Origin of the sequence: Planococcus sp. ANT_H30 (genome assembly GCF_008369335.1) — a bacterium.
In the GTDB taxonomy this organism is placed as follows: domain Bacteria; phylum Bacillota; class Bacilli; order Bacillales_A; family Planococcaceae; genus Planococcus; species Planococcus kocurii.
The window spans coordinates 1,078,664-1,103,631 of record NZ_VOBJ01000001.1 but is presented as its reverse complement, the minus strand read 5'-3'; the positions used below and the strand labels follow the sequence as shown (position 1 = coordinate 1,103,631).

21 protein-coding genes are annotated in these 24,968 nt (G+C 39.8%); 10 read left to right on the top strand and 11 right to left on the bottom strand.

Features of this window, described 5'->3' with window-relative positions:
- Window positions 1–4 precede the first annotated feature (4 nt).
- Window positions 5–1,282, bottom strand: a complete 1,278-nt coding sequence (locus tag FQ085_RS05205) for an MFS transporter (protein WP_149456078.1) — start codon at window positions 1,280–1,282, stop codon at window positions 5–7.
- A 242-nt stretch (window positions 1,283–1,524) separates the two neighbouring features.
- On the opposite strand from FQ085_RS05205, the gene FQ085_RS05200 reads away from it, so the two are divergent.
- Window positions 1,525–2,280 carry an exodeoxyribonuclease III gene (locus FQ085_RS05200; RefSeq protein ID WP_078080754.1) on the top strand — a complete coding sequence of 252 codons (756 nt, stop codon included), beginning with the start codon at window positions 1,525–1,527 and terminating at the stop codon, window positions 2,278–2,280.
- Window positions 2,281–2,471: 191 nt separating this feature from the next.
- Here FQ085_RS05200 and FQ085_RS05195 read toward each other — a convergent pair whose 3' ends face one another.
- From FQ085_RS05195 to FQ085_RS05160, 8 genes are all read right to left on the bottom strand, one after another.
- Window positions 2,472–3,659 (bottom strand): CDP-glycerol glycerophosphotransferase family protein, encoded by a 1,188-nt coding sequence (locus tag FQ085_RS05195; RefSeq protein ID WP_149456077.1) that lies wholly within the window; start codon window positions 3,657–3,659, stop codon window positions 2,472–2,474.
- A 243-nt stretch (window positions 3,660–3,902) separates the two neighbouring features.
- The gene (locus tag FQ085_RS05190; RefSeq protein WP_058384179.1) at window positions 3,903–4,253 is read right to left on the bottom strand and encodes a Na+/H+ antiporter subunit G; all 351 of its coding nucleotides are present in this window, start codon (window positions 4,251–4,253) and stop codon (window positions 3,903–3,905) included.
- The gene (locus FQ085_RS05185) at window positions 4,231–4,515 is read right to left on the bottom strand and encodes a Na(+)/H(+) antiporter subunit F1 (protein ID WP_071152702.1); all 285 of its coding nucleotides are present in this window, start codon (window positions 4,513–4,515) and stop codon (window positions 4,231–4,233) included. The genes FQ085_RS05190 and FQ085_RS05185 overlap by 23 nt, the downstream gene beginning before the upstream one ends.
- Window positions 4,512–4,997, bottom strand: a complete 486-nt coding sequence (locus tag FQ085_RS05180; RefSeq protein ID WP_058384181.1) for a Na+/H+ antiporter subunit E — start codon at window positions 4,995–4,997, stop codon at window positions 4,512–4,514. The genes FQ085_RS05185 and FQ085_RS05180 overlap by 4 nt, the downstream gene beginning before the upstream one ends.
- A 31-nt stretch (window positions 4,998–5,028) precedes the next feature.
- Entirely contained in the window at window positions 5,029–6,513 is a 1,485-nt protein-coding gene (locus tag FQ085_RS05175; protein ID WP_078080752.1) for a Na+/H+ antiporter subunit D, read from the bottom strand.
- Window positions 6,506–6,844 carry a Na(+)/H(+) antiporter subunit C gene (locus FQ085_RS05170; protein ID WP_058384183.1) on the bottom strand — a complete coding sequence of 113 codons (339 nt, stop codon included), beginning with the start codon at window positions 6,842–6,844 and terminating at the stop codon, window positions 6,506–6,508. Before FQ085_RS05170 ends, FQ085_RS05175 begins: the two co-directional genes overlap by 8 nt.
- A 3-nt stretch (window positions 6,845–6,847) precedes the next feature.
- Window positions 6,848–7,270, bottom strand: coding sequence for a Na(+)/H(+) antiporter subunit B (locus FQ085_RS05165; protein ID WP_058384184.1), 423 nt, complete (start codon window positions 7,268–7,270; stop codon window positions 6,848–6,850).
- Window positions 7,257–9,659 (bottom strand): Na+/H+ antiporter subunit A, encoded by a 2,403-nt coding sequence (locus FQ085_RS05160; RefSeq protein WP_149456076.1) that lies wholly within the window; start codon window positions 9,657–9,659, stop codon window positions 7,257–7,259. Before FQ085_RS05160 ends, FQ085_RS05165 begins: the two co-directional genes overlap by 14 nt.
- Before the next feature lie 312 nt (window positions 9,660–9,971).
- Between FQ085_RS05160 and FQ085_RS05155 the strand changes: the two genes are divergently transcribed.
- Together FQ085_RS05155 and FQ085_RS05150 are read left to right on the top strand one after the other, a co-directional pair.
- On the top strand, window positions 9,972–10,661 hold the full coding sequence (locus FQ085_RS05155; protein WP_058384186.1) for a universal stress protein: 690 nt from the start codon (window positions 9,972–9,974) through the stop codon (window positions 10,659–10,661).
- Between the two features lie 70 nt (window positions 10,662–10,731).
- Complete coding sequence (locus FQ085_RS05150; RefSeq protein ID WP_058384187.1) at window positions 10,732–11,373, top strand: pentapeptide repeat-containing protein; 642 nt, start codon at window positions 10,732–10,734, stop codon at window positions 11,371–11,373.
- A gap of 215 nt (window positions 11,374–11,588) precedes the next feature.
- Here FQ085_RS05150 and FQ085_RS17995 read toward each other — a convergent pair whose 3' ends face one another.
- Window positions 11,589–11,726 carry a hypothetical protein gene (locus FQ085_RS17995; protein ID WP_188074709.1) on the bottom strand — a complete coding sequence of 46 codons (138 nt, stop codon included), beginning with the start codon at window positions 11,724–11,726 and terminating at the stop codon, window positions 11,589–11,591.
- A gap of 23 nt (window positions 11,727–11,749) precedes the next feature.
- Complete coding sequence (locus tag FQ085_RS05145; RefSeq protein WP_149456075.1) at window positions 11,750–13,246, bottom strand: peptide MFS transporter; 1,497 nt, start codon at window positions 13,244–13,246, stop codon at window positions 11,750–11,752.
- Window positions 13,247–13,666: 420 nt separating this feature from the next.
- Between FQ085_RS05145 and FQ085_RS05140 the strand changes: the two genes are divergently transcribed.
- The 7 genes from FQ085_RS05140 (at window position 13,667) to FQ085_RS05110 (ending at window position 24,914) form a co-directional block, all read left to right on the top strand.
- Window positions 13,667–14,023, top strand: coding sequence for a helix-turn-helix domain-containing protein (locus tag FQ085_RS05140; protein WP_058384189.1), 357 nt, complete (start codon window positions 13,667–13,669; stop codon window positions 14,021–14,023).
- Window positions 14,024–14,179: 156 nt separating this feature from the next.
- Window positions 14,180–15,952 carry a DNA helicase RecQ gene (recQ, locus tag FQ085_RS05135; protein WP_058384190.1) on the top strand — a complete coding sequence of 591 codons (1,773 nt, stop codon included), beginning with the start codon at window positions 14,180–14,182 and terminating at the stop codon, window positions 15,950–15,952.
- Between the two features lie 258 nt (window positions 15,953–16,210).
- Complete coding sequence (gltB, locus tag FQ085_RS05130) at window positions 16,211–20,791, top strand: glutamate synthase large subunit (protein ID WP_149456074.1); 4,581 nt, start codon at window positions 16,211–16,213, stop codon at window positions 20,789–20,791.
- Between the two features lie 63 nt (window positions 20,792–20,854).
- A complete protein-coding gene (locus FQ085_RS05125; RefSeq protein ID WP_058384192.1) occupies window positions 20,855–22,342 on the top strand; it encodes a glutamate synthase subunit beta in 1,488 nt (495 codons plus the stop codon).
- 358 nt (window positions 22,343–22,700) lie between these two features.
- Entirely contained in the window at window positions 22,701–23,159 is a 459-nt protein-coding gene (locus FQ085_RS05120; RefSeq protein WP_058384193.1) for a hypothetical protein, read from the top strand.
- A gap of 82 nt (window positions 23,160–23,241) precedes the next feature.
- Window positions 23,242–24,150, top strand: coding sequence for an HD domain-containing phosphohydrolase (locus FQ085_RS05115; RefSeq protein ID WP_058384194.1), 909 nt, complete (start codon window positions 23,242–23,244; stop codon window positions 24,148–24,150).
- Between the two features lie 122 nt (window positions 24,151–24,272).
- Window positions 24,273–24,914 (top strand): hypothetical protein, encoded by a 642-nt coding sequence (locus tag FQ085_RS05110; protein WP_058384195.1) that lies wholly within the window; start codon window positions 24,273–24,275, stop codon window positions 24,912–24,914.
- Window positions 24,915–24,968: the final 54 nt, after the last annotated feature.

Genomic DNA, 24,968 nt, shown 5'->3' with positions numbered 1-24,968 from the left:
CACTTTAGACCTCGGATACTTCGTCTACAGAGTCATGCGATGTTGGTTCAGGTACACGAGACAATACGATCAGTCCGATGACGAATAAGATAACCAGACTGAACACACCCATATTGGATTTGCCTGTCACTTGAGAAGTGATAGCTACAAGCAAAGGACCAAGGATTGCGGCAAACTTCCCAAAGATATTGTAAAAACCAAAAAACTCATTGGAATTTTCTTTAGGGACGAGTTTCCCGAAATAAGAACGACTCAATGCTTGAATGCCCCCTTGGCTTGTTGCTACCAGCATAGCCAAAATCCAAAAATCCGTAATGGTTTCCAGAAAATAAGCATAGATACAAATAACGATATAAACACAAATTCCTACGTAAAGCATTTTTTTTCCGGTAAATCGATTAGCCAAACGACCGTAGAGAATGGCGAATGGCGCAGCGACTATTTGTGTAACCAGTAAGACAATCAATAAGCTCGATGAATTTAATCCCAAATCAGTGCCGTATGCAGTCGACAACGCAATAATGGTTCCAACACCATCAATATAAAAGAAATAAGCGATTAAAAACAAGACCAATGCTCGGTATTGCCGAATTTCCCGGAGCGTTTTTCCTAACCGTTTAAAACTTTGGCGAACTAGACGCGGTTCTCGTTTAATATAATGCAGTTGCTTAACATGGCGAAACATGGGGATTGAAAAAGCAATCCACCAAATGGCGGTGATCATAAAAGCGATACGGCTAGCGATGGTTACAGAAATGGGTAACAGACCATTTTGAGCGAGTATAATAATAGCAATCGATAATATAAATGGAATGGTCGAGCCGATATATCCGAGTCCGTATCCAAATGCGGAGACGCTGTTCATTCGTTTTTCTGTCGTAATGTCTACAATAAATGCATCGTAAAACAAATTAGCACCTGTCGCACCAAGAGCGGCGAAGACATAGCAAATCAACATGAGTAACCAATTTTCACTGGGTACGAAAGCCAGCAATGCAGTTGACGCAGTTCCTAATATGAAAAAGCCGACGAAAAATCGTTTTTTCAATCCTTCATAATCCGCAATAGTACCCAATATGGGACCAATCATCGCTAAAATAAAGGTGAAAATAGCAATGGTATAACCTAAATAAGCAGTTGAATTGGCTAAGCTAATACCGGCTTCAGTGGCAGAGGCTTTATAGTAAATAGGGAATACAGCTGTCGTGATAATTAGGGTATAAGCAGAACTTCCCCAATCATATAGGGCCCAGCTTTTCTCCTCTTTCGAAAATTTTTTCATGTTCTTTCCTCCTTTGTCTTTGAGATGCGGAATCGAAATTTTTATATTCAAGAGACTGCATTTCGAGCACGTAGCATGTTACTTTACAAGATAACTTTATTGTACAAGAAGTTCCTTCTGAATAATGCAGAATGTTTTAAAAAATACAGAAATTTTACATAAATGAAGTGTTATAAGGGATGGGTTGAGTCTAATCTATGCTTCCTTTAAACTAAGGGAGGGTTAAGAAAGAAGGGGCATCATTGAAATTAATTTCGTGGAATGTTAACGGCCTTCGCGCTGTTATGAAAAAAGGCTTTATGGATTTTTTTACTCAAGTGGATGCAGATGTATTTTGCCTACAAGAAATCAAATTGCAGGAAGGGCAAATAGAAATGGACCTTCCCGGCTATTATACATATTGGAATTATGCTCATAAGAAAGGCTATTCAGGTACCGCTATTTTTACGAAGCAAAAGCCGTTATCGATTCAATATGGTTTAGGTGTAGAAGAACACGACACGGAAGGACGAATGATTACATTAGAGTTTGATAGCCATTATGTTATGACGGTATATACCCCAAATTCGCAGCACGGATTGCTTCGCTTAGCTTATCGGTTGTTGTGGGAAGAGGCTATTTTATCATTTGTAAAAGCGTTGGATAACCAAAAACCGGTTATTTTATGTGGAGATTTAAATGTGGCACACGAAGAAATTGATTTAAAAAATCCGAAAGCGAATAAGAAAAATTCAGGGTTTACCCCTGAAGAACGTGGCAAAATGACGCAGTTTTTATCAAGTGGATTTGTGGATACATTCCGCCATTTTCATCCGGAAGAAACTGACTTTTACTCGTGGTGGTCGTACCGCTCTAATTGTCGTGAAAAGAACGTTGGCTGGAGAATTGATTACTTTCTCGCCTCTCAAAAGCTCGTACCTCAACTTACAAGCGCAAAAATACATGCAGACATATGGGGATCAGATCATTGTCCGGTAGAATTGCAGATAAAACTATAAAAAGCGTTAATCGAAAATGGCTTTCTACAAAGTTTGTGCAACGATACCGGAATGTTCTTTCGCACTTTCTCGACTTGATCGGTATGTTGAAACTGCATAAAAAGAAAAAATGGCAGAGAAAATGATAATTTTTCTCTGCCATTTTAATTTTAAGAAATGTATAGGATATCTATAAGTTTCACGTGGAACTATTAAAGCTTCATAACACGCTTTGTCAGACGCTTGCAATTATCTTGGTCGAAATAATCAATATAATCTGTAGCTTTTGGGTACCACTCGTTCCAAGTAATTTTTTCTTCGATGATTTTTTTCAAGTATTCATAAACATGATCGATTGAATTTGCTTTATATCCACTAAGATCTGTATCCATATTTAAATAAGATCCTCTTTTATCTAAATATTCTTCTTGATCAAACATGAAGAATATAATAGGTTTATTTAAATACAGGAAGTCCCATGACACGCTGGTGATATCAGTCAATAACATGTCATTATGATCAATCGAATAAGCGATTGTTTCTCGACTAGAGTCGATAAATGTAATGCCGTTTTCAGCATTTGTTAAGTTGGTAAAGTAACTTTCAAATTTTTTCATGAAAGGATGCAACGCAATATTTAAATGAAGATGGTGATCGGCGAGAAGCTTTTGAATACCTTTGTGCTCCAATAAGCCAGTTGTGTTTTTAAAATAAGCGCTGTCAATAAATTGTTCTTTAGTCAAATCAAAAAGCCATTCACGCCAAGTCATCATCATTAAAATGTTTTTGACTTCTTTAGGTGGCTGATTTGGGGGATACCGATCAAAGCGAGGAAAGCCAGTTATAATTAGTTTCTGTTCAGGCATTTCCCATTCATTTAGCTTCAAGTTGTATTCATATTGGGAAGCGCAATTGAAATAATCTGTTCTTTTTAATAAAGGAATATCTTCTTTTTGAATCAAAATCTTCTTGAATCCTTCTATGCCATGGCTAATATGAGTGATGATCGTTTTCCGGTTGAAAAAAAGAAATTTATCAGCTGCTGGAACAATATCGTAAAGAAGAGAATGTCCATGGAATGTATAATCAGCTTGAAAAAACAGCAAATAGTTTTTGAAACTACCAAGCGGAACAGCGTTTTCAATATTCTCGTTTTTAGCATAGGTAGTTTTTGGATCGTACATCCAATAAGCCGTTACTTGTTCTTTATGGTTACTCAATAAATAGTTATGATAAATTGCGGCATTGTCTTCGTATTTTTCTCCAAGATTTCCACCGACTAAAGCAATTTTCTTTCCATCTTTGTTCTTTACAAAAAAGGAAAGAGTATAGGCAATTGAAACTTTAAAAAATACCTTTAAAGGATCCCATCTCCTTTTTTCTTTTAATTCTATACTCATCTAAAAGCCCTGCTTTCTACTAGTTGTCATTGCTTTAGTTTTCCACATATCACAGTCTTTGTCTATTGCCAGTTAGCAAAAAAATGGATTTAAAAGGGGGAACTGCCGAGAACGATAGCCAAAGACAGCGATTCAAGAAGAAGATGTCGATTGTAGATGTGCAATTCCATATTGACGAAATAACGTTACTAAGCGCTTTAGGAGTAAAAAAGTGGGATAGCAGAAGACGCCACACCACTTTTTTTACTTCTTAAATAATTCTTCTAATGCATCTTCAGTAGAGGAGTCAGCCAATTTAACATTTGATCGGTATGCAGCTCGTGTAATCAGATGTCCCGAAACCGGCGCCGTTAAAAAAACAAAGGTTATACCTAATAGGAGCCTGACGCTGATAAAGTTTTCAGATGCCCAGAAATAGATAAAGGTTCCAGATAACGATAACAAAACAGCGAGTGTAGAGCTTTTCGTAGCAGCATGTGAACGCGTGTAGACATCGGGCAACCGAAGAATTCCAATGGCGCTGATTACAGCCATGATACTACCGATTAGAATTAGAACAACTCCGAAATATTCAGCGATTGTGTTTATGCTCAACAATATCGCCCCTTTCAACAAAACGTGCCAAGGCAAGAGTGCTGATGAATGCTAAAATTCCAACAATCAAGATAACTTCTAGAAAAGCATGCGTGTGAAGAACCACAGAAAAAACAGCCACTCCCGAAATCAAATTGACACCGATCATATCTAGTGCGACAACACGATCAGGCATGGAAGGTCCACGGATGATTCGGTAAAGTGCCAGAATGATCGCTAGGATGAAAAGGGAAAGAGCAATGGTTAATAATGTGTCTATCAATTTCTTGTCACCTCCATAATTGCTTTTTCAAAAGCCTTGATGGACTTTAGTACGGCCTCACGTGAACTTTCTACATCCATCGCATGAATATAAAAAATTTTACCATTTGGCGAGACTTCCATAACGACAGAACCAGGAGTCAAGGTTAGCAGAAGGGCCAGTGTGGTCAATTCGTAATCGCCTTCCATACTATGTTCATAAGTGAAGATGCCAGGTTTTATATTCAGCTTTGGACTTAAAATTTGTTTCATAATCAGTAGGCTCGATTGGAAAAGTTCCGAAACAAAAATCAGCAGCAATTTGATGGTAGAGTAAACGCGCAGCAAGTAAAACTTAGTTCCAAAAAAACGGTGCATCAGAAAAAGAATGCCGATGCCAATCAAATAACCGCTAAGAAAAGTTGTGATATAAAAAGCATCTTCATCCATTAATAATGTCCACAGCAAGGCAATGGTGATATTTAATAGAAACTGAGCTGGCACTTGGATTCACTCCTTTCAATCGAGAATGGATTTACTGATGGATGCCTAATACTGCATTGATATAAATACCGGGATCCAGTAATGTTTCAGCAGCTTCTGTGACATAAACTGACAGACCTTCAGTGCCTAAGCCAATGCCGATAGTTAGGAATACAAGCACCAGACAAGGCAACAAGACACCTCTACGCAGTGGCAGCTGTTCTTCTTTACTGACGATTGTCTCCCCCCAAAAACAGTTTTTAAAAATGCGAAGCAATGAGTAAAGAACAAAAATACTCGATAACAGTGCCAGGGTTAACAGTACATAGGAACCGCTATCGATTGCTGCACTCGAAATCAGAACTTTGCCGATAAAACCGCTGAAGGGAGGAATTCCGGCAAGCGATAGCATTGTAATAAAGAAAGACCAACCAAGTAGCGGATAGTTCTTCATGAGTCCACTCATTCCTGCCATTTTCGAGGTGCCGCTCAGCGTAATCATCGTACCAACAAGTAGAAACAACAATGCTTTGGCAACCATATCATGAATTATATAGTAGATAGCTCCTTCAATTGCTTCGGGTGTGGCGATTGCCAAACCGACAAGCATGAACCCTACGGCAATGACAACGTTATAAGCTGCAATGCTGCGGATATCGTTAAAGGCGATTGCACCTAAGCTACCGCCGATTAAAGTCAACGCAGCCATAATGCCGATGATAGTATGTGTGATTTCTGGCTGATGGTAAAAAATCAATGAAAAGATACGGAACAGGGCATAAATACCAACCTTCGTTAGCAGTGCCCCGAAAAGGGCGGAAGTAACAACAGGTGGTGAACTGTAAGACCCTGGAAGCCAGAAGTACAGAAGTAAACCAGCCTTTAAACTGAAAACAATTAGAAAGACGATGCTGATGGTTGTCAGAAGCGGTGTTTGACCAACTTCTGCAACTCGTTCAGCTATATGTGCCATATTCAACGTGCCGAGCGTTCCATAGAGAAAAGCTAAGGCGACAAGGAAAAACCAGGAAGAGACGATATTAATAGAGACATATTTTACAGCTTCTCGTAATTGACGTTTGGAATTCCCTAAAGTCAGTAGTACATAAGAAGACAATAGCATTACTTCAAAACAGACAAACAAATTAAATAAATCACCAGTCAAGAATGAGCCATTGACCCCTGCTATCAGAAATAGCACGGTCGGATAAAAATACATGGTCTGTAATTCTTTGCTAGTGGAGATTAATGCATAGCTTAAGCAGATAGCTGTCACAATGCTAGAAGTCAGCACCAGCAGAATAGAAAAGGAGTCCGCAACGAATAAAATGCCGAAGGGCGGTTCCCAGCCGCCAAAATCCAAACGGAAAATTCCATCGGTCTGTACCGTATGTAATAGATAGAAAGAAATTCCTGCAGTCATGATCATAGCTGCAATGCTGATCCAGGCCTGGATACGTCCGTAGGTCCGGAGGAAAATCAATAATACACCAACAATAATCGGGAGTAACATGGGAAGAACTAAGATGTTATTCATCATCAGAACCTCTCATTGTTCCTAAATTGTCGGTACCCAGCTCTTGATAAGCCCGGTAGGCTAGCACTAGGATAAAAGCGGTAACAGCAAAACTGATGACAATGGCTGTTAGGATTAATGCCTGAGGCAGTGCGTCCACGTAGGATTTAGCTTCTTCACCGAGCAACGGAACCGTACCCAGCTTTAAGCCGCCCATCGACAAAATCAGCAGATGAACAGCATGAGACAGAATGGCCGTTCCTAATATGACACGTACTACGTTTTTTGATAATACGAGGTAGATGGCGACCGTGGTAAGGACGCCGACCAAAATAATGATCAATGATTCCACAGGCTACTCATCCTCACTTATACTTAGAATAATATTCACGACAACGCCAATAACGGTTAATGCGATGCCAGCTTCAAATATGGTGACAGTGGCAAGCTCAGTTTTCCCAAAGATCGGTAAATCAAAGTAGCCGAAGCTTTGGCTCAGAAATGCGCCACCAAAAAACATAGGAGCTACACCGCTCATCATGGCCAACAATACACCGAGTGCAGAAAGCTTCTTAAAATCGATGGGCAATGCTTCACTGACGGTTTCCGAGTCGTAGGATAGAAACATTAAGACAAAAGCCGAAGCAATAACCAATCCACCAATAAATCCACCACCCGGCTGGTTATGTCCGGATACAAACAGATAGATGCCAAAAGTTAAAATGATTAAAACAACAGCTTTTGAGACGGTTTTTAAAATCACATCATTGATGTTCATCTTTGTCCGCCCCCTTTCCCAGCTTTAAACGGATTAATGTATAGACACCGAGTCCGGCAATAAACAAGACCAGTGATTCAAGCATCGTATCGAAAGCGCGGAAATCACCCAGAATCGCATTGACGATGTTGTCTCCTCCTGTCAGTTCATAGGAATTTTCAAAATAACCAGAAATGCTGTCAAATAAAGTGCCACTATTAACTGTTAGGCCAATCAACGTAACTGTGACACCGACTCCGATGGCAATCATCGCATTCAGAACTTTAATCCATTTTGGAGAATCTTCTTTTGTCCATTCCGGTAAAAAGTGAAAGCAGAGAAGAAATAAGGCGGTAGTTACGGTTTCAATAACCAATTGCGTCAATGCCAAATCGGGTGCTCGGAACAACACAAAGAAAATAGCGATGGAAAAGCCCAGCACACCATTTAGCAAGATGGCTGTAAGGCGAGATTTTGCAAATAGGATAGCGATGGCCGCGATGGCCATCACCACAACTAGCATGCCTTCATAAAAACTAATGGGCGAGTCCGCTGTCAGATCAATTGATAACGCACCAGTAAAAATCAAGGCCCCCCCAGAAGTTACGATGAAAAAAACAAAGATATAGGCAAAATAAGTAGGCAGATGACCTGTCATGTAACGCGTAGTCAGCCAATTGGCTACGCGTTTCAAATCCTTTAGAAAAGAATTGTACAGTACAGTAAAATTCCATCCTGCTGGCTGAAGCAGGTAAATCTTATGCCAACTGCGGAAAGTAAGGAAAAGAAAAGTGCCGACTACTATAATCCCCAGTGTCATAAACAATTCCGTATTAAAACCGTGCCATGCTGAAATTTGCGGAGCCGCTCCTGAAATTCCAGGAATAATGCCACTCATAGCAGGTTTCAGTAAATAGTCACCGAGCAGATTAGGGACGAAAAACAGACTCACAATCAATATGCAGAGAATAGCTGGAGAAATGAGCATGCCAATTGATGGCTCTATCGGCTTGCGATCCAACTTCTTTAATTGTGGTGTTCCGAAAAAAGTGCGAAACACGAAAATCATGCTATAGATAAAAGTAAAGACAGAAGCAATCCAAGCAATTACTGGAATCAGCAACCCCCATGTAGAAACACCAAAAGCGGGGAGACTGACCGCATCAACTGTCGCTGTGAAAAACATCTCTTTACTCAAAAATCCGTTAAGGAACGGCAGTCCAGCCATCGAAAAGCTACCAATAACAGCGAATGTAAACGTGATAGGCAAAAATGCCGAAAGGCCACCTAATCGCCGTATATCACGAGTTCCAACTTGGTGATCGATAATGCCGACGACCATAAAAAGCGCACCTTTAAATGTGGAATGGTTGACCATATGGAATAAGGCGGCAAAAATAGCTAAGCCGTACAAAGCACCTCGCTCACCATCACCAAAATGCAAAGCCGCTGAACCGAGGCCGAATAGACTCATGATCAAGCCGAGTTGACTGATTGTGGAATAGGCAAGCAACGCCTTCAAATCTGTTTGCCGCACAGCGCAGAAGGCTCCCCAGAACAAGGTGACAAGTCCAACGATGGTCACCGTCCAAAACCAGGCAGCAGTGCCGCCGAAAATCGGTATAAAACGAGCAACCAAATAAAGTCCGGCTTTCACCATCGTCGCTGAATGAAGATAAGCGCTGACGGGTGTTGGTGCTTCCATCGCATCGGGCAACCAAATATGAAAGGGGAACTGTGCCGATTTTGTAAATGCTCCGAGCAGCACTAGGAACATAGCTGGATAAAACAGGGCGTAATCTGTATACTGGCCGATGACAGCAATAGTTTCCCTGATGCTGAAAGTACCAGTCATCGAATGCAACAATAAAAATCCAGCAAGCATTCCGAAACCACCGAAGACGGTAATTAACAATGACTTTTGAGCACCATAACGGGAATTTTTGCGATGATACCAAAAAGCAATCAGCAAGAAAGAAGAAATACTGGTTAATTCCCAGAAGATGTACAGAACAAGAAGGTTATCAGATAGGACGACACCGAGCATAGCGCCCATAAATAGCAACAGATAAGCGTAAAAATGAGGGAACGAGTCGGATGATGATAAATAATAGATGGAGTAAAGAACGACAAGGCTTCCCATACCGGTAATCAATAAAGCCATGATCAAGCTGAGGCCATCAAGATAAGCGGTAAAGTTAATGCCTAATGAAGGAATCCAATCGACTGTCTGGATGAAAGTTTCACCATTTGCAACAGCGGGAATTTGGATGACGAACACAACAAACAAAGTGAGTGGGACGAGTAGCACGAGCCAGCCAATATGCAACGAGCCTATTCGTTTATGTATGAGTGGAATCAGAGCAGTAGCAATAAAAGGAATGAAGATAGCTAAAATCAATAGATGCACAGCAGAACCTCCTGTATTGGAATAGACGAGCAATTGTGTATGGAAAAGCCATTGAGCGGGTATATATAAAGGAAAAAAGTTTGCTTTTTTAGTAAGATGATTGAAGTACGCAACACAATCATTGTAAATTATACAGGAAGTCCACAGACTTTTCATTTGCTAGCCAATGCTGAATTGAAAAATGCTGAAAATCTATAGGGATAGAAAGTTTAAAATTGGCCATAATCTCTTGATTTTCTACAACAGAAGAAGTATAATTTCATAGTTTTGAATGTCAGGATAGGAATGATATTTTCAGGGGGGTGAACATAAATGAAAAAAATCAGAGGACGAATGGATGAAAGCATTCTGGTGTGCGTTTTTTACGGACCGAATGGAGAGCGATTAATCAATAGAGGAAATAAACTGGCTACCATGCTAGATTGTCCCTTGTATATTCTAACGGTAGATGCAGCGTCCGTTGATGAATTTGACGCTCAGAAAGCATCTTATATTGAAAGATGGAAAGAGCTTGCCGAAGAGTACGAAGCTGAAGAATTTATTGTTCGTGATAATGAAAAACGCCCCTCTGCAAAAGTGATTGCGGAAGTGGCTCATAAATTCAATATTACGCAAATTGTTATGGGGCAGACTGCTAAAAGCAGATGGGAAGAAATTACTAAAGGTTCGTTCCTTAACATGCTACTGCGCGAAATTCCGTTTGTAGATTTGCATGTCGTTTCATTGGCACGCACAGTAAAAGGTGTCGAAGGAGACGAGTTTGAAAAAGGGGTTCGCTGTTACTTGGTAAAAGACGAGAACAGCTATAAAATTAACTTTACACAATCAAAAAACTGTCAGCTTGAAGGGATTTTCTTTAAAGAAATCGGTACCGATTTTGATAACGGGGTCTTTAAGTTTATGCATGATAATAAATTGTACCAGGTAGAAGTAACAGAAGATCGGATCGATTTGCCTGAAGTTATTGATAAGTGCTTAGACAAAGAATTGGTAAGAAAATAAATCCACTAACAAAAGGCTGCTTCGCCACTGGAGCAGTCTTTTGTTTAGTTAAAAGGAGAATCAGTAAATCATGAAGAAGACTAAAAGATTAGCACCCATTCTTCCAAAGGAATTAGAAACGTGTTCTTTTGTTGAAGCTTTAGATGATCAGTACATAAGCAATTGCCGAATTTCACAGGAGACCATTGATTTTAGTACAGAAGAAGCTCTTCATATCGATCGGGTCGTTTTTGAAAACGTTCATTTTCTTGAAACGGTTTGGCCGCGTTCAGAATTTGTTGATGTTGTTTTTTTGAATTGTGATTTGTCGAATATGGATATGAGTCGTGCGGTTTTTCACCGAACTGAATTCCGTAATTCTAAATTGCTCGGCACGAATTTTGCGGAAGCCGGAATTCGTCATACTCTTTTTGATGAGTGTGTGATGAATTATGCAACTTTCGGTTTTTCTCTATGCAATACAGTGAGTTTTGTTTCTTCTTCTCTGCGTTTTGCAGACTTTTATGAGATGGAATTAAAGAGCAGTGAATTCAGTATGTGCGATATGAACGATATTAATTTTACAGAAACGAGTTTAAAGGGAATCGATCTGAGTACCAATACTTTTGAAAGCATCCAAGTATCGATTGAAAAATTGCGGGGCTGTAAAGTATCACCCGATCAAGCCATCGCCTTTGCACGACAAATGGGGTTGGTTGTCGAAAATAGGTAATCTTATAGAAGACATAAGAAAATAAGGGACTGCATTCAAAAGGTCATGAACAATGACTTTGAATGCAGCCCCTTTTGTCGGCCGGGATTCAAAAAAACAGACGGAGAAAAAGATTTTCTTTTTCTCCGTCTGTTTTATGTTAGGGGCTTATGGACAGCCTCATGTTTTTATTATAAGCCATTTCCGCTTTTCTAAGGATCTAGAAGTCACTCTGACTATCGGAGCTTCATGGCTGCTTCCGCTTTTCGAGAGATCCAGACTCCAGCAGCCAGCCCCTCGAGTCGCTTCAACCTTACCAGCAATGGCAAAGGCGCCATTACCGGTAAGGCTTCCAGCGCTTGTCGGAGCTTCATGGCTGCTTCCGCTTTTCGAGAGATTAACGAACGCCTTTCATAAATCCTTGAATGCGTGGTGCGAAGATGAACAATAGGATACTGAGGGCGATGGAAGCTCCCCCGATGATTCCAAAGTACATCATTTCATTTTCTACTGTATAGAACTTAACTAACTGCGCATTGATTGCTTGAGCGGCAGCATTTGAAAGGAACCACAGACTCATCGTTTGCGCTGAGAAAGCGGCAGGTGCTAATTTGGTTGTTGCCGATAGTCCTACTGGAGACAGGCAAAGTTCGCCAAGTACGACGATGAAATAACTTAGAACCAACCAAAGTGGGTTGACTAGTGCTGAAGCGCCACCAAAATAAGCAGGTAATAAGATTACCAAGAATGATAATCCGGCAAACAACAGGCCGAGTGAAAATTTCTGTGGAATAGATGGTTGTTTGCTTCCAAGTTTAACCCATAGCCAAGCGAAGACCGGGGCCAGCATAATGATGAATAATGGATTTAAAGACTGAAACCAGGCAGGAGAAATAGTGATTCCTGCAAATTCAAGGTCCGTACGAGTATCCGCATACGCAGCAAGAATCGTCGAACCTTGTTCTTGAATCGCCCAGAACATGACTGAGGCGATAAACAATGGAATATAAGCCAGTAGATGTGAACGTTCCACATCGGTTGTTTTTTTACTGCGGTACATAACTGTGAAATAAACGGTCGGAATCAAAATACCTAAAATACCAACAATCGCAACGAAGCTGTCAAAAGTTAGTAATCCAGTTGGAATACCGATAGCAACAACTGCTGCAATAATTAACGTAGCAATCGTGAAAATTTTAATCGTTCTCTTACGTTCCGATGGCAACAAAGGATTGGGTACAACAGTTCCTGCCAAACCAAGATTTTTCTTTTTAGTAGCTAAAAATATTACCAAACCTAAGAACATGCCGACAGCTGCAAGACTGAAACCTAGATGGAAGCTGATTCGCATGCCCACAGTACCAACGATTAGCGGGGCAAGAAACCCACCCATATTGATCCCCATATAGAAAATACTAAAGCCTGCATCGCGGCGGTCATCGTTTTCAGCGTAAATTTCACCTACAACACTGGATACGTTTGGTTTCAAAAGACCCGTACCTAGAACAATAAGCACCATAGAAACGAAGAATAAAGCAAGGTTTCCAGGGATCGCTAAAGCAATGTGTCCAAGCATGATGAGAACGCCACCATAAAATACAGCTCTCGACGTACCAAATATTCGATCGGCTAACCAGCCGCCGATAATTCCAGACATATAAACAAGTGATCCATATACAGACATGATGGATAGTGCAGTTGTTTTATCTAGACCAAGACCACCTGCGGACATTTCGTAGTACATATAAAAAACTAGAATAGCTCTCATCCCATAGTAGGAGAACCGTTCCCAGAACTCTGTGAAGAATAATGTAAATAGCCCTTTGGGATGACCAAAAAAGCCTTTTTGAGGAACACTTTCAACAATTTCTTGCCTTGAATACTTTTCAGACATCATACTAACCTCCAATTGTTTATTCTAACATAATACTTTTTTTAGTTGAAAAAATCAAAATTTATTTTTCTTTAGTATATAAAAGCTCTTTTTATTGAATGAAGTAAGAAGAAAATAAAATAAGTTTTTTTAGAATAGTTATTAAATTCAAATTTTATTTTTAAGTATTTTAAGGTAATTTGCAACTCAAAGAATTTTTTTCTTAAAAGTGTCTATTTACCTGCTATTTGAAATCCTTTTTAATATGATAAATTTAGTGGATATAAAAAACTAAGTAATTACCACAATTAGGGACTTGTAGATGGTGTTCACTAATTATTCACATTTTTTTAAAGAATTATCCAAAAAAGATTGTGAAAAAGCGCAAGGTGCAGTATATTTAAAATAGTTAGAATATTATTTAGGGAGCAGGAGTATACAATGAAACAATTAAGTAAACGAATCAAGGACTTAAGAGAAGCTAAAGGACTATCTACTGAAGAATTGGCAGAAGCAATCGGCTTTGCAAAAAGTACGGTTTGGGCTTATGAAAGTGGGAAAAAACAAGTCTCTGTAGTACATCTTGAAAGACTTGCTGATTATTTTGAGATTTCGGTCGACAGTTTGTTGGATCGCGACGAACGGACTATCAATGTTGATCTTCAAAATACTAGTTTCTTAAATGACTACAATTTAATGCTAGATGACCAGCCACTAAACCAAACTGAGATTGCTGAGGCTGCATCATTCATTCAAGTTAAACGGCGTATGGGCAGTTATGGAGCCGCGACTTCTTGATTGCTTGATGAGTTAATAAAATGTCCGCTCCTTTTAAATTGGAGTGGGCATTTTTTTGCGTGTGCCTTCCATTTCTTCTTAAGATTCTGTCACAGAAAAAGGTGCGGAAATGTGGTAAGCTAACTCATACGATACGAGTATTAGGAGTGTTCTATTTTGTTGGAAAGCGCAAAAAAATTACTGCAGTCCCATTTTGGTTATGAGTCCTTTCGAGTAGGTCAAGAGCAAGCTATTACGCAAGTATTTGAAGGACATAATTCGATTTGCGTCATGCCGACAGGCGGAGGGAAATCTATGTGCTACCAAATTCCGGCGCTTGTTATGGAAGGCACCACCATTGTCGTGTCACCATTGATTTCACTGATGAAAGACCAAGTAGATGCACTTTTGGCCGCTGGTATTCCGGCGGCTTATATAAATAGTTCTCTCGATTTTGATGAAGTGAGAGAAACGTTAATGGACGTACAGCGTGGAGCGATCAAATTACTGTATATTGCACCTGAGCGATTGGATTCAGAGATGTTCCTTAATGAATTGCAAGGCGTTCATGTGCCGTTGATTGCTGTCGATGAAGCTCATTGTATTTCACAATGGGGGCATGACTTCCGTCCGAGTTACCGGTTGATTAGCCGGATGACAGAATTGTTTCCGAACAATCCGACAGTACTGGCTCTGACTGCCACTGCAACACCTCAAGTGCGGGAAGACATTTGCCGAATTTTGAACATTGAAGAGCAGCATACAATCATGACGGGATTTGAACGACCTAATTTAACATTTTCCGTCATACGAGGGCAAGATCGTGAGCGATTCGTGAAAGAATATGTGGTAAAAAACGATAAGGAAGCCGGAATCATTTATGCGGCTACTCGTAAAACAGTAGACTCGGTATACGAAATGCTACTTAAAAAAGGCATTAAAGCGGCCAAGTATCATGCCGGTATGCCTGATCATGAAAGAAAGAGTGGTCAAGAGCGTTTTCTGAATGATGAAGTGACGGTCATGGTTGCCACCAATGCATTTGGAATGGGGATAGACAAATCCAATATTCGGTTTGTTATTCATTACCAGCTTCCGAAAAACATGGAAAGTTATTATCAGGAAGCAGGACGTGCTGGGCGAGACGGCCTGCCAAGTGAGTGTATTGTGTTATATGCTTCGCAGGACGTTCAAACGCAGCGGTTTTTAATTGATCAAGCACAAGATCCTAGCCGCATTCCAGGAGAATTAGTGAAATTACAGGCAATGGTCGATTACTGTCATACAGAAAGTTGCCTCCAACAATTTATCATTCACTATTTTGGAGATACCGCAGCAGAAACGTGTGGGCATTGTGGAAGTTGTATAGATGATCGTGAAAGCTTAGATGTTACTAAAGACGTTCAGATGGTTTTGTCATGTGTCATTCGGATGGGGCAGAAGTTCGGTAAAGTGATGACAGCTCAAGTGTTGACCGGGTCACGCAATAAAAAAGTGTTAGATTTCAAGTTCGATAAGCTGTCAACATACGGAATTTTAAAACACCAAAACTCCAAAGAAGTTTCGAATTTAATCGAATTCATGATTTCACAAGAATTATTAGCGGTCGAACAAGGCTCATTCCCAACTATCTACGTTCCAGCTGGGGGCAGAGATGTCTTGCTCGGTAAACGTCAGGTCCTTAGAAAAGGAGCAGTCGTGACAAAGCAAATCGCTGCTAACGATCCTTTATTTGAAGAATTACGTGTAGTACGGAAAAGTTTGGCTGATAAAGATGGTGTTCCACCTTTCGTTATTTTTTCTGATAAGACTTTGCAAGATATGGTAGCTAGAAGACCGCAGAATGATGCTGAATTTTTGGAAGTCAATGGAGTAGGTGCCAACAAACTTGAAAAGTATGGCGATGCCTTTTTACAAGCAATCCATTCGTTTGATGCTCCAAATAAATGAATAACCATAAACAAGGAAAACCTCAAATAATAGTGAGGTTTTTTTATTTTGAAAATAGTAAGTATGCATAAATATACATTAAATTGTTATGGAAAATAGTGTTCAATACTATGTTAAATGGAAGCGTTTTCAATTGGGTCATAGGGATTTGGCTTTATAAATTTTATTTTTTTACTCTATCGAATTGTATATATATTCAGACTTATGATATACTATCAAAATATTATGACACTTGAGTGTTATGAAGGAGGCGGTTTGATGAGCAAGAAAGAGTATCCAATCCCACAAGGACTTTATCATCCAGATCAAGAGCACGAAGCGTGCGGAATAGGAATGATCGCCAATATTAACGGGGAAAAATCGCACGCAATCGTTCAAAATGCAATCAATATATTGTGCAACCTGGAACACCGTGGTGGCCAATCTTCTGATACGAGCACGGGAGACGGAGCTGGAATTTTAACTCAGATTCCTCATCGTTTTTTCTTGAAACAATGTGAAAAAGAAGGCATCACTTTGCCTGACGAAGGCAAGTATGGCGTTGGTATGCTATTTATGCCACAAGATTACGATTTGCGAATGAAAACCAAGGAAATGATTCATCAAATTATTCAAGAAGAAGGTCAAATTTGTCTTGGATGGCGTCCAGTTCCGGTCAATGATTCGTTTGTTGGAAAAGTTGCAGCAAAAACCAAACCTGTTATTCGTCAAGTATTTGTTGGTGCTGCGCACGGATTGGAAAATCGGATAGACCTTGAGCGGAAATTATACATTATCCGTAAACGAATTGAGCAGACCATGCTTGGAAAAGAAGAGTTTAAAGATGTCTACTTTAGTAGTCTTTCAGCAGGTACGATTGTTTATAAAGGTATGCTAATCCCAGAACAACTAGACTCGTTTTATATTGACCTCAACCATCCTGAATTCAAATCAGCATTGGCTCTCGTCCACTCCCGTTTTAGTACAAATACCTTCCCAAGCTGGCAGCGTTCACACCCTAACCGCTATTCAATCCACAATGGTGAATTTAATACTTTAAGAGGAAACGTCAATTGGATGCGCGCCCGTCAAGTACTATGTGAATCTCCAGCGTTTAATGCAGAAGACCTTCAAAAAGTTTTGCCGGTTATCGATGAAACTGGCAGTGACTCCTCTATGTTCGATAATTGCTTTGAATTTTTGCATTTATCTGGCAGATCGCTCGCGCATACGGCGATGATGATGGTGCCAGAACCTTGGGTCAATGATCCAACTATTAAAAAAGAGAAAAGAGATTTTTATGAATACCACAGCACATTAATGGAACCTTGGGACGGACCAGCTGCGCTTGTTTTTACAGATGGTAAACAAATTGCGGCGTGTCTTGACCGCAACGGGTTGCGTCCTGCTCGTTATTACGTGACGAAGAGTGGCATGATTGTCATGGGTTCAGAAGTAGGGGCTTTGGATATTTTTGCGGATGACATTATTTACAAAGATCGTCTGCGTCCAGGTAAAATGCTATTAGTCGATTTAGAAGAAGGAAAGATTATTCCGGATGAAGAAATCAAACTTCAAATTGCCGGAGAACTTCCTTATAAAGATTTTATCGAAGAAAATATGTTTGATATGGATGATCTTCCAGAGCCTTTGAAACCATCCAACTTTAACGAAACAGAAGCGTTGATTAAAAGACAGCTAGCTTTCGGTTATACAATGGAAGAAGTTCAAAAAATGATCAAGCCACTAGCGACTGAAGGCAAAGATCCTGTTGGTTCAATGGGCTATGATTCGCCATTAGCTGTGTTGTCGAAAAAACCACAACTTCTTTATAATTATTTCAAGCAACTATTTGCTCAAGTAACGAATCCACCGATTGACGCGATTCGTGAACATATAATTACGGCAGCACGCACAACCATTGGTGCAGAAGCTAACTTGGTTCAGCCAACTCCTAAAAGTGCCCGCCACATCCGCTTAGAAACACCCATTTTAACTAATTTTGAGCTCGAAAAGTTACGACAGCAATCGATTGTTGATTTTAAAGCTGCTACGATTTCAATTTTATTTGCAAAAAACGGTGGAACACAGGCAATGGCACAACGATTAGATGCAGTTTTTGCAGAAGCGGATCAAGCAATTAAAAAAGGCGTAAAACTGATCATTTTATCTGATCGCGGAGTAAATGAAGAATATGCAGCGATTCCAGCACTGTTAGCGGTTTCGGGCTTGCATCACCATTTGATTCGTGAGAATACACGCATACAGATGAGTATTTTGTTGGAATCTGCAGAACCTCGTGAAGTTCATCATTTTGCTGCTCTTCTAGGTTATGGTGCGGAAGCCATTAATCCATATTTAGCTTTTGATACAATTGAAAACTTGATTGAAATTGAAGATATACACAATGTTACTTTTGAAGAAGCGCAAGCAACGTATGTGAAAGCTGTTACGGATGGAATCATCAAAGTATTGTCTAAGATGGGAATTTCGACAATTCAAAGTTATCGGGGTGCGCAGATTTTTGAAGCAGTCGGTATTCATATGGATGTAATTGATAAATACTTTACTCGGACTTCTTCTCGACTAGGTGGAATTGGTCTCGATATTATGGCAAAAGAAGTTCTCATGAGACATGCAATAGCTTATCCAGTTGCTCAAGGTGACAATCAAGCATTAGAATCCGGTGACGAATTTCAATACCGTGAAAATGGTGAAAATCATCAATACAATCCGAAAACCATTCATACATTACAACATGCATGCCGAACGAATAACTACGAAGTTTTCAAGAAATACACGAACTTACTAACAGATGAGAAAGCCAACCTTCAATCGTTGCGAGGTTTAATGTCCTTTAAAAAGCGGACGCCAGTATCAATTGAAGAAGTAGAAACGGTTGAAGAAATCTGTGCGCGTTTTAAAACAGGTGCTATGTCATATGGCTCTATTAGTAAAGAAGCGCATGAGGCTCTTGCAATTGCGATGAACCGTGTAGGCGGGAGGAGCAATTCAGGAGAAGGTGGAGAAGAGACTTCTCGCTTTATTCCTGATGAAAATGGAGATAATCGCCGAAGTTCTATCAAGCAAGTAGCTTCTGGGCGGTTCGGTGTAACGAGTCATTACTTAGTGAATGCTGATGAAATTCAAATTAAAGTAGCGCAAGGAGCGAAGCCGGGAGAAGGTGGACATTTGCCAGGTAAGAAAGTTTACCCATGGATTGCAGAAGTTCGTGGTTCAACTCCAGGTGTCGAGCTTATTTCACCACCTCCACATCACGATATTTATTCAATTGAAGATTTAGCAGAATTGATTTTCAATTTAAAAAATGCAAATCCAGATGCACGAATTAGCGTCAAGTTGGTATCGGCTGTTGGGGTTGGAACAATTGCAGCAGGTGTTGCAAAAGGTCGTGCAGATGTCGTGTTGATTAGTGGTTATGATGGTGGCACAGGAGCTGCACCAAAGACTAGTTTGAAGCATACCGGTTTGCCGTGGGAGATTGGATTAGCTGAAACGCATCAAACTCTTCTATTAAATGGCTTACGTGACCGAATTATCGTAGAAACAGACGGCAAAATGATGACAGGTCGAGATGTAGTAACAGCAGCTCTACTTGGAGCTGAAGAATTCGGGTTTTCTACTGCACCTCTTGTCGTACTGGGCTGCGTTATGATGCGAGTGTGTCATTTGGATACATGTCCAGTTGGCATTGCCACTCAAAATCCAGAACTGCGCGAGAAGTACGGTGGAGATCCGGAACATGTCGTAAACTTCATGCGTTTTATTGCGACAGAAGCCCGCGAATTAATGGCAGAACTTGGTTTTCGTACAGTCAATGAAATGATTGGTCGAACAGACGTTATTGAAGCGAATCAGGCAGTTGATCATTGGAAAGCAGGCGGCATTGATTTGAGTGCATTGTTGTACCAGCCAAATCTACCGGAAAAAGTAGGACGTTATGCAACAGTCAAACAAAATCATGAACTAGAACAAACATTAGACTATCAGGAACTGTTGCCACGTTGCAAAAAAGCCATTGAAACAGGTGAACGTGTAGAAGTGGCAACAGCTATTCGGAATATTCATAGAGCTACAGGAACAATTGTGGGCAGTGCTATTTCCAAGCGTTATGGTGCAGAAGGCTTACCTGACGACACGATTAACTTAAACTTCCAAGGATCTGCAGGACAGAGCTTCGGCGCATTTATTCCAAAAGGGATGTCGATGAATTTAATAGGAGATGCCAATGACTTTGTCGGTAAAGGCTTGTCAGGCGGTAAAATTATGGTTTATCCAGCACTGGATTCAACATTCCTACCTGAGAAAAACATTATTATTGGTAACGTGTCGTTTTATGGGGCATCTGCAGGTGAGGCTTATATTTATGGCGTCGCAGGCGAACGTTTTGCGGTCAGAAACAGTGGCGCGAAAATTGTTGTCGAAGGCGTAGGCGATCATGGTTGTGAATACATGACAGGTGGTCGAGTAGTCATTCTTGGACAAACGGGTAAAAACTTTGCGGCTGGTATGTCAGGTGGCATAGCATATGTTCTCGATGAAGAAGGGACATTCAGTGAACGCTGCAATCCAGAAATGGTTCATTTGCAGCCGCTTGCCGATCCAGCAGAAATTGAAGAGTTGCGAGAAATGATCCAAAAACATGTGCATTATACGAGCAGTACCAATGGAACACGGTTACTGGCGCATTGGGAGATTTACTCCGCAAAATTTGTGCGCGTCATTCCGAAAGCTTATCTGCAAATCAATGAACGAATCAGCAAGTTGCAAAGTAGTGGCATGGCAAGAGACGAAGCTGAAATGGCAGCGTTTGAAGAAAGCAAAATGGCTGGAGTTTAGGTGAGAACATTACAGCAGGAATCTGCAGATATAATAGAATGAATTGTGAATAGGAGGGAAACGATGGGGAAACCAACTGGATTTATGGAATATGACAGACAAACAGTCAAAGAGCGTAAAACCGGTGAGCGCACAAAGGATTGGAACGACTATACAATTCCTTTGTCAGATGAAGAAGTAGCAAAACAAGGGGCACGTTGTATGGATTGTGGAGTGCCAACTTGTCATACCGGAATGGAACTAGATAATGTAACGACCGGTTGCCCTGTAAATCACCTCATCCCAGAATGGAATGATCTTGTTTACCGCGGTCAATGGAAAGAAGCGTTACACCGTGAGCACCTGAAAAACAACTTTCCTGAATTTACAGGAGTGGCTTGTCCGGCTCCGTGTGAAGGCGCCTGTGTACTAGGCATCAATGCACCCCCTGTAGCCATTCGTACAGTCGAACGTTCCATTATCGAACGTGGATTTGCAGAAGGGTGGGTTGTGCCTGAACCACCTAAAACGCGAACCGGTAAAAAAGTAGCAGTGATTGGTTCTGGACCAGCTGGACTCGCTGCCGCTGCTCAATTGAATAAAGCAGGACATTTAGTAACGGTTTTCGAAAAAAGTGACCGTGTGGGTGGCTTGTTGACATACGGAATTCCAGAAATGAAACTGTCATATGATATGGTCACAAGACGTGTCAAGATTCTTGAGCGAGAAGGCATCACTTTTATCACAAGTGTAGAAGTTGGGAAGAATTACCCTTCTGCTAAATTGCAGAATGATTTTGATGCAGTAGTCATGTGTACCGGTTCAACCGTCCATCGGAATATTGATGTAGAAGGTCGTGCATTAGAGGGCGTCCATTTTGCCATGGACTTCCTGCACGCGAGTACAAAAAGTTTGCTGGATTCGAATTTTGATGATGGCAATTATATTTCGGCTAAAGATAAAAACGTCATTGTCATTGGAGGTGGAGATACCGGGACAGATTGTTTAGCGACGTCTGTTCGTCACGAATGCAAGAGTCTCGTTCAGTTTGATGTCTACGATAAAAAAGGCGCGATTCGTGACGAAAAAGGCAATCCGTGGCCACAATACCCGAAAATTCACCGTGTCGAATACGGCCACAAAGAAGCGGCTGCTACTTTTGGCGAAGATCCGCGAGCTTACGCGGTTATGACAAAGAAATTTGTTGGCAATAGCGAAGGGCAAGTCAAGGAAGTGCACACCGTTAATGTGAAATTGAAAATAGATGAGCAAGGCAACCGGATCCGCGAGGAAATTCCAGGCACTGAAAAAGTTTGGAAAGCGGATTTGGTCTTAATCGCTATCGGCTTTAGCGGACCTGAACAAGACCTAATTCAACAATTAGAGATCGAGACAGAGAAAAATTCCCGAGTAAAAGCGGAGTATGGAAAATACACGACTAATGTAGAAGGTGTATTTGCAGCAGGAGATGTTCGCCGTGGTCAAAGTTTAATTGTTTGGGCAATAAATGAAGGACGGGAAGCAGCGCGTGAATGTGACCGGTTCTTGATGGGTTCTACTGTGTTACCGTGATGAATAGAATTTTGGATTTTAAGCTGCAGCAGAACTTGATAACAAGTTCTGCTGCAGCTTTTTATGCGAAAATGACATCTAAGTATGAATAAAATGATAAATTATATCACAAATATAAGGTTTTTAAAATTTGGTAGTAATTTGATAATTACTTAATCCAGTTCTGTTTTACTCATTTGAAAAAATGTCTTTGTCTAAAAAATATAGTATCTGGTTGTGCTAAAAACCCAATAAGTATATACTATAGAAGGTAATAGTTGGTATTTTAAGTAAAATTAAAGCGGTATGTTATTTATTTTAGTTTGCAAGAGTTTGAGTTTTCGGTTTCTACTAATTAAATTGAACGAGGAGGAGAAATATGTTTAAAAAGAGTGTAATCGCTGTTTTATTTTCATTGATGATAGCTATGGTTTTAGGTACGAGTACATTTGCACAAACTAATATTCAAACTGTGAAATATGACTCAGAAGAAGTAACGCCAGAAATAGCTAAAGCATTAGCAGAAGTGGAAAAAACGAATGCAAAAATTTTCGTAGAAATTGAAAAGACAGTTATCAAATATGAAAAATTATACAATAGATACAATAAAGATTTGATCAAACACCAAAATTCATCAAAACAAGCCAAATTAACTGCAGACTACAAAAAACAATCTGATAAGTTAATCAGCCAATTAAAAGTGAAAACTGAGAGAATGACAATTAAAGGAATTGAAAAGGCTGAGAAAGCGGGATTAATAGTAGAGATATATTTAGAAACCGTTGAGTTTTCCGATCGCACTGAGTTAATTGACCCTATATTAGTTGTGGGCTGGTAATAATATTATCAAAAAAATAAAGTGATACAAGAGTATAGAGAGTTTTCTATACTCTTATATTTTTAATAGAGGAAGTGTATCGGTGAAAGGCTTGAACATATTAACAGACAGCTATCTTGAAAAAGTGAATAATGGTGCAACAACGCTGAGTCTGTTAGGTCGTGGAAATGGTATCGAATTAATGAAGCAAACGATATTAAAGGATAGTATATTTGTATTATTTCCTAGTCAAGATAAAGAAGCTCAAGAATTTTTTTATATATTGAGTGGCGAGATTGAGGCTAATATAAATGGTAGTATCGTACAGCTTGGGACAAATGATTTTATTTCTGCGAAAAACCTTGAGGGTACAGTACAATTCAAAACATTAGCTGACTTAACTTTTTTGTCTGTTTCTACTGTTCCAGTTTTTCATTATTTAAGTAATATAATAAGTAAGTTAAGAAGTATCGGAGAAGCAGTTGAAAAAAAAGATAGATATACTTTCAATCATAGTGCTCGTGTATCAAATTACGCTGTGAAAACAGCTTCTAAAATGAACTTAAAAAAAGAACAAATGGAAAATTTGTTATTAGCTTCTATCTTGCACGATATTGGCAAAATTAACATTCCGGAAAAAATTTTGAAAAAGCCAGGAAAGTTAACAGATGAAGAATTCGATTTGATGAAAAAACATCCAGGTGACGGCGCTAACATGATTCGAGAAACACCTTATGCAGAAATTGCAGCTATCGTTGAACAACACCACGAGCGTGTTAACGGAAAAGGCTATCCATTTGGACTAATGGCTGAAGAAATATTGTTAGAAGCTAAAATTATCGGGGTATGCGATACATTCGATGCGATGACAGAAGACAGAGCGTACCGATCTGCATTTTCTGCTGAACATGCGATGACCGAAATCAAAAATTTAATTGGGATTCAATACGATGGAGAAGTTGTTAACGCCTTCGAACAAGTGATAAAAGAAGAAGGCAAACTAATTTTATAAATGCTAAATCTAGACGCCTGAAATATTTTGAGGTGTCTTTTGTTTTGTCGAAAATGTTTAAGAGTGTCTCATTTAGTCAATACTTTATACACAATCATTTATACAATTGAGGAGGAATTCATATGGCTAGAAAATCATCAGGTGGCGTGTTCGGTAAACTTGTATTAATTGGCCTCGGTGCATTAATTGGTTCGGCAATGACTCAGCAGAAAACAGGAACAAGTGGGACCTCTCAAACGAGCAAAGCAGATATGAAAGCGAATATTAAAAAAGGGCTCGATCGTTTAAATGAGCAATCTGGTGGAATGGTAGATAAAGTGAAACCCACAGTTAACAAAGCTGTTGAAAAAGTGAAAACAGCAATTGATGCACAACAAGACATGATGAACAAGGAAAAGGATGCGTTGGATAAAGCTAACAAAACATTACAAGACGAAGTTGGAAAGAATGCTGACAAGCGTACTCATTCAACTACTGATAAAACCGATACAAGTTCTACAGAAAGTGTTTCTCCTAACACCAACAAACCAACAGGTGGGATTTATGGAGGAAGCACCAAATATACAGAGTCACTAAAAAAAGGTGTGTCGAATGACTCAGAGAAAAAGAATGATTCAACATTTGGCAAAGACAATTCTTCTTCTAACACCAAGGAAACATTTGGTGGAAGTACGGAATATACAGATTCCTTGAAAAAGAACTTATCGGAAAATTCGTCGAAAAAAGATAATTTACCTAAAGATGATTCAACATTCGGAAAATGAATTTGATATAATAAAAGAAGAAAAAGCTATGCACGTTTGCAGAAACGGCATAGT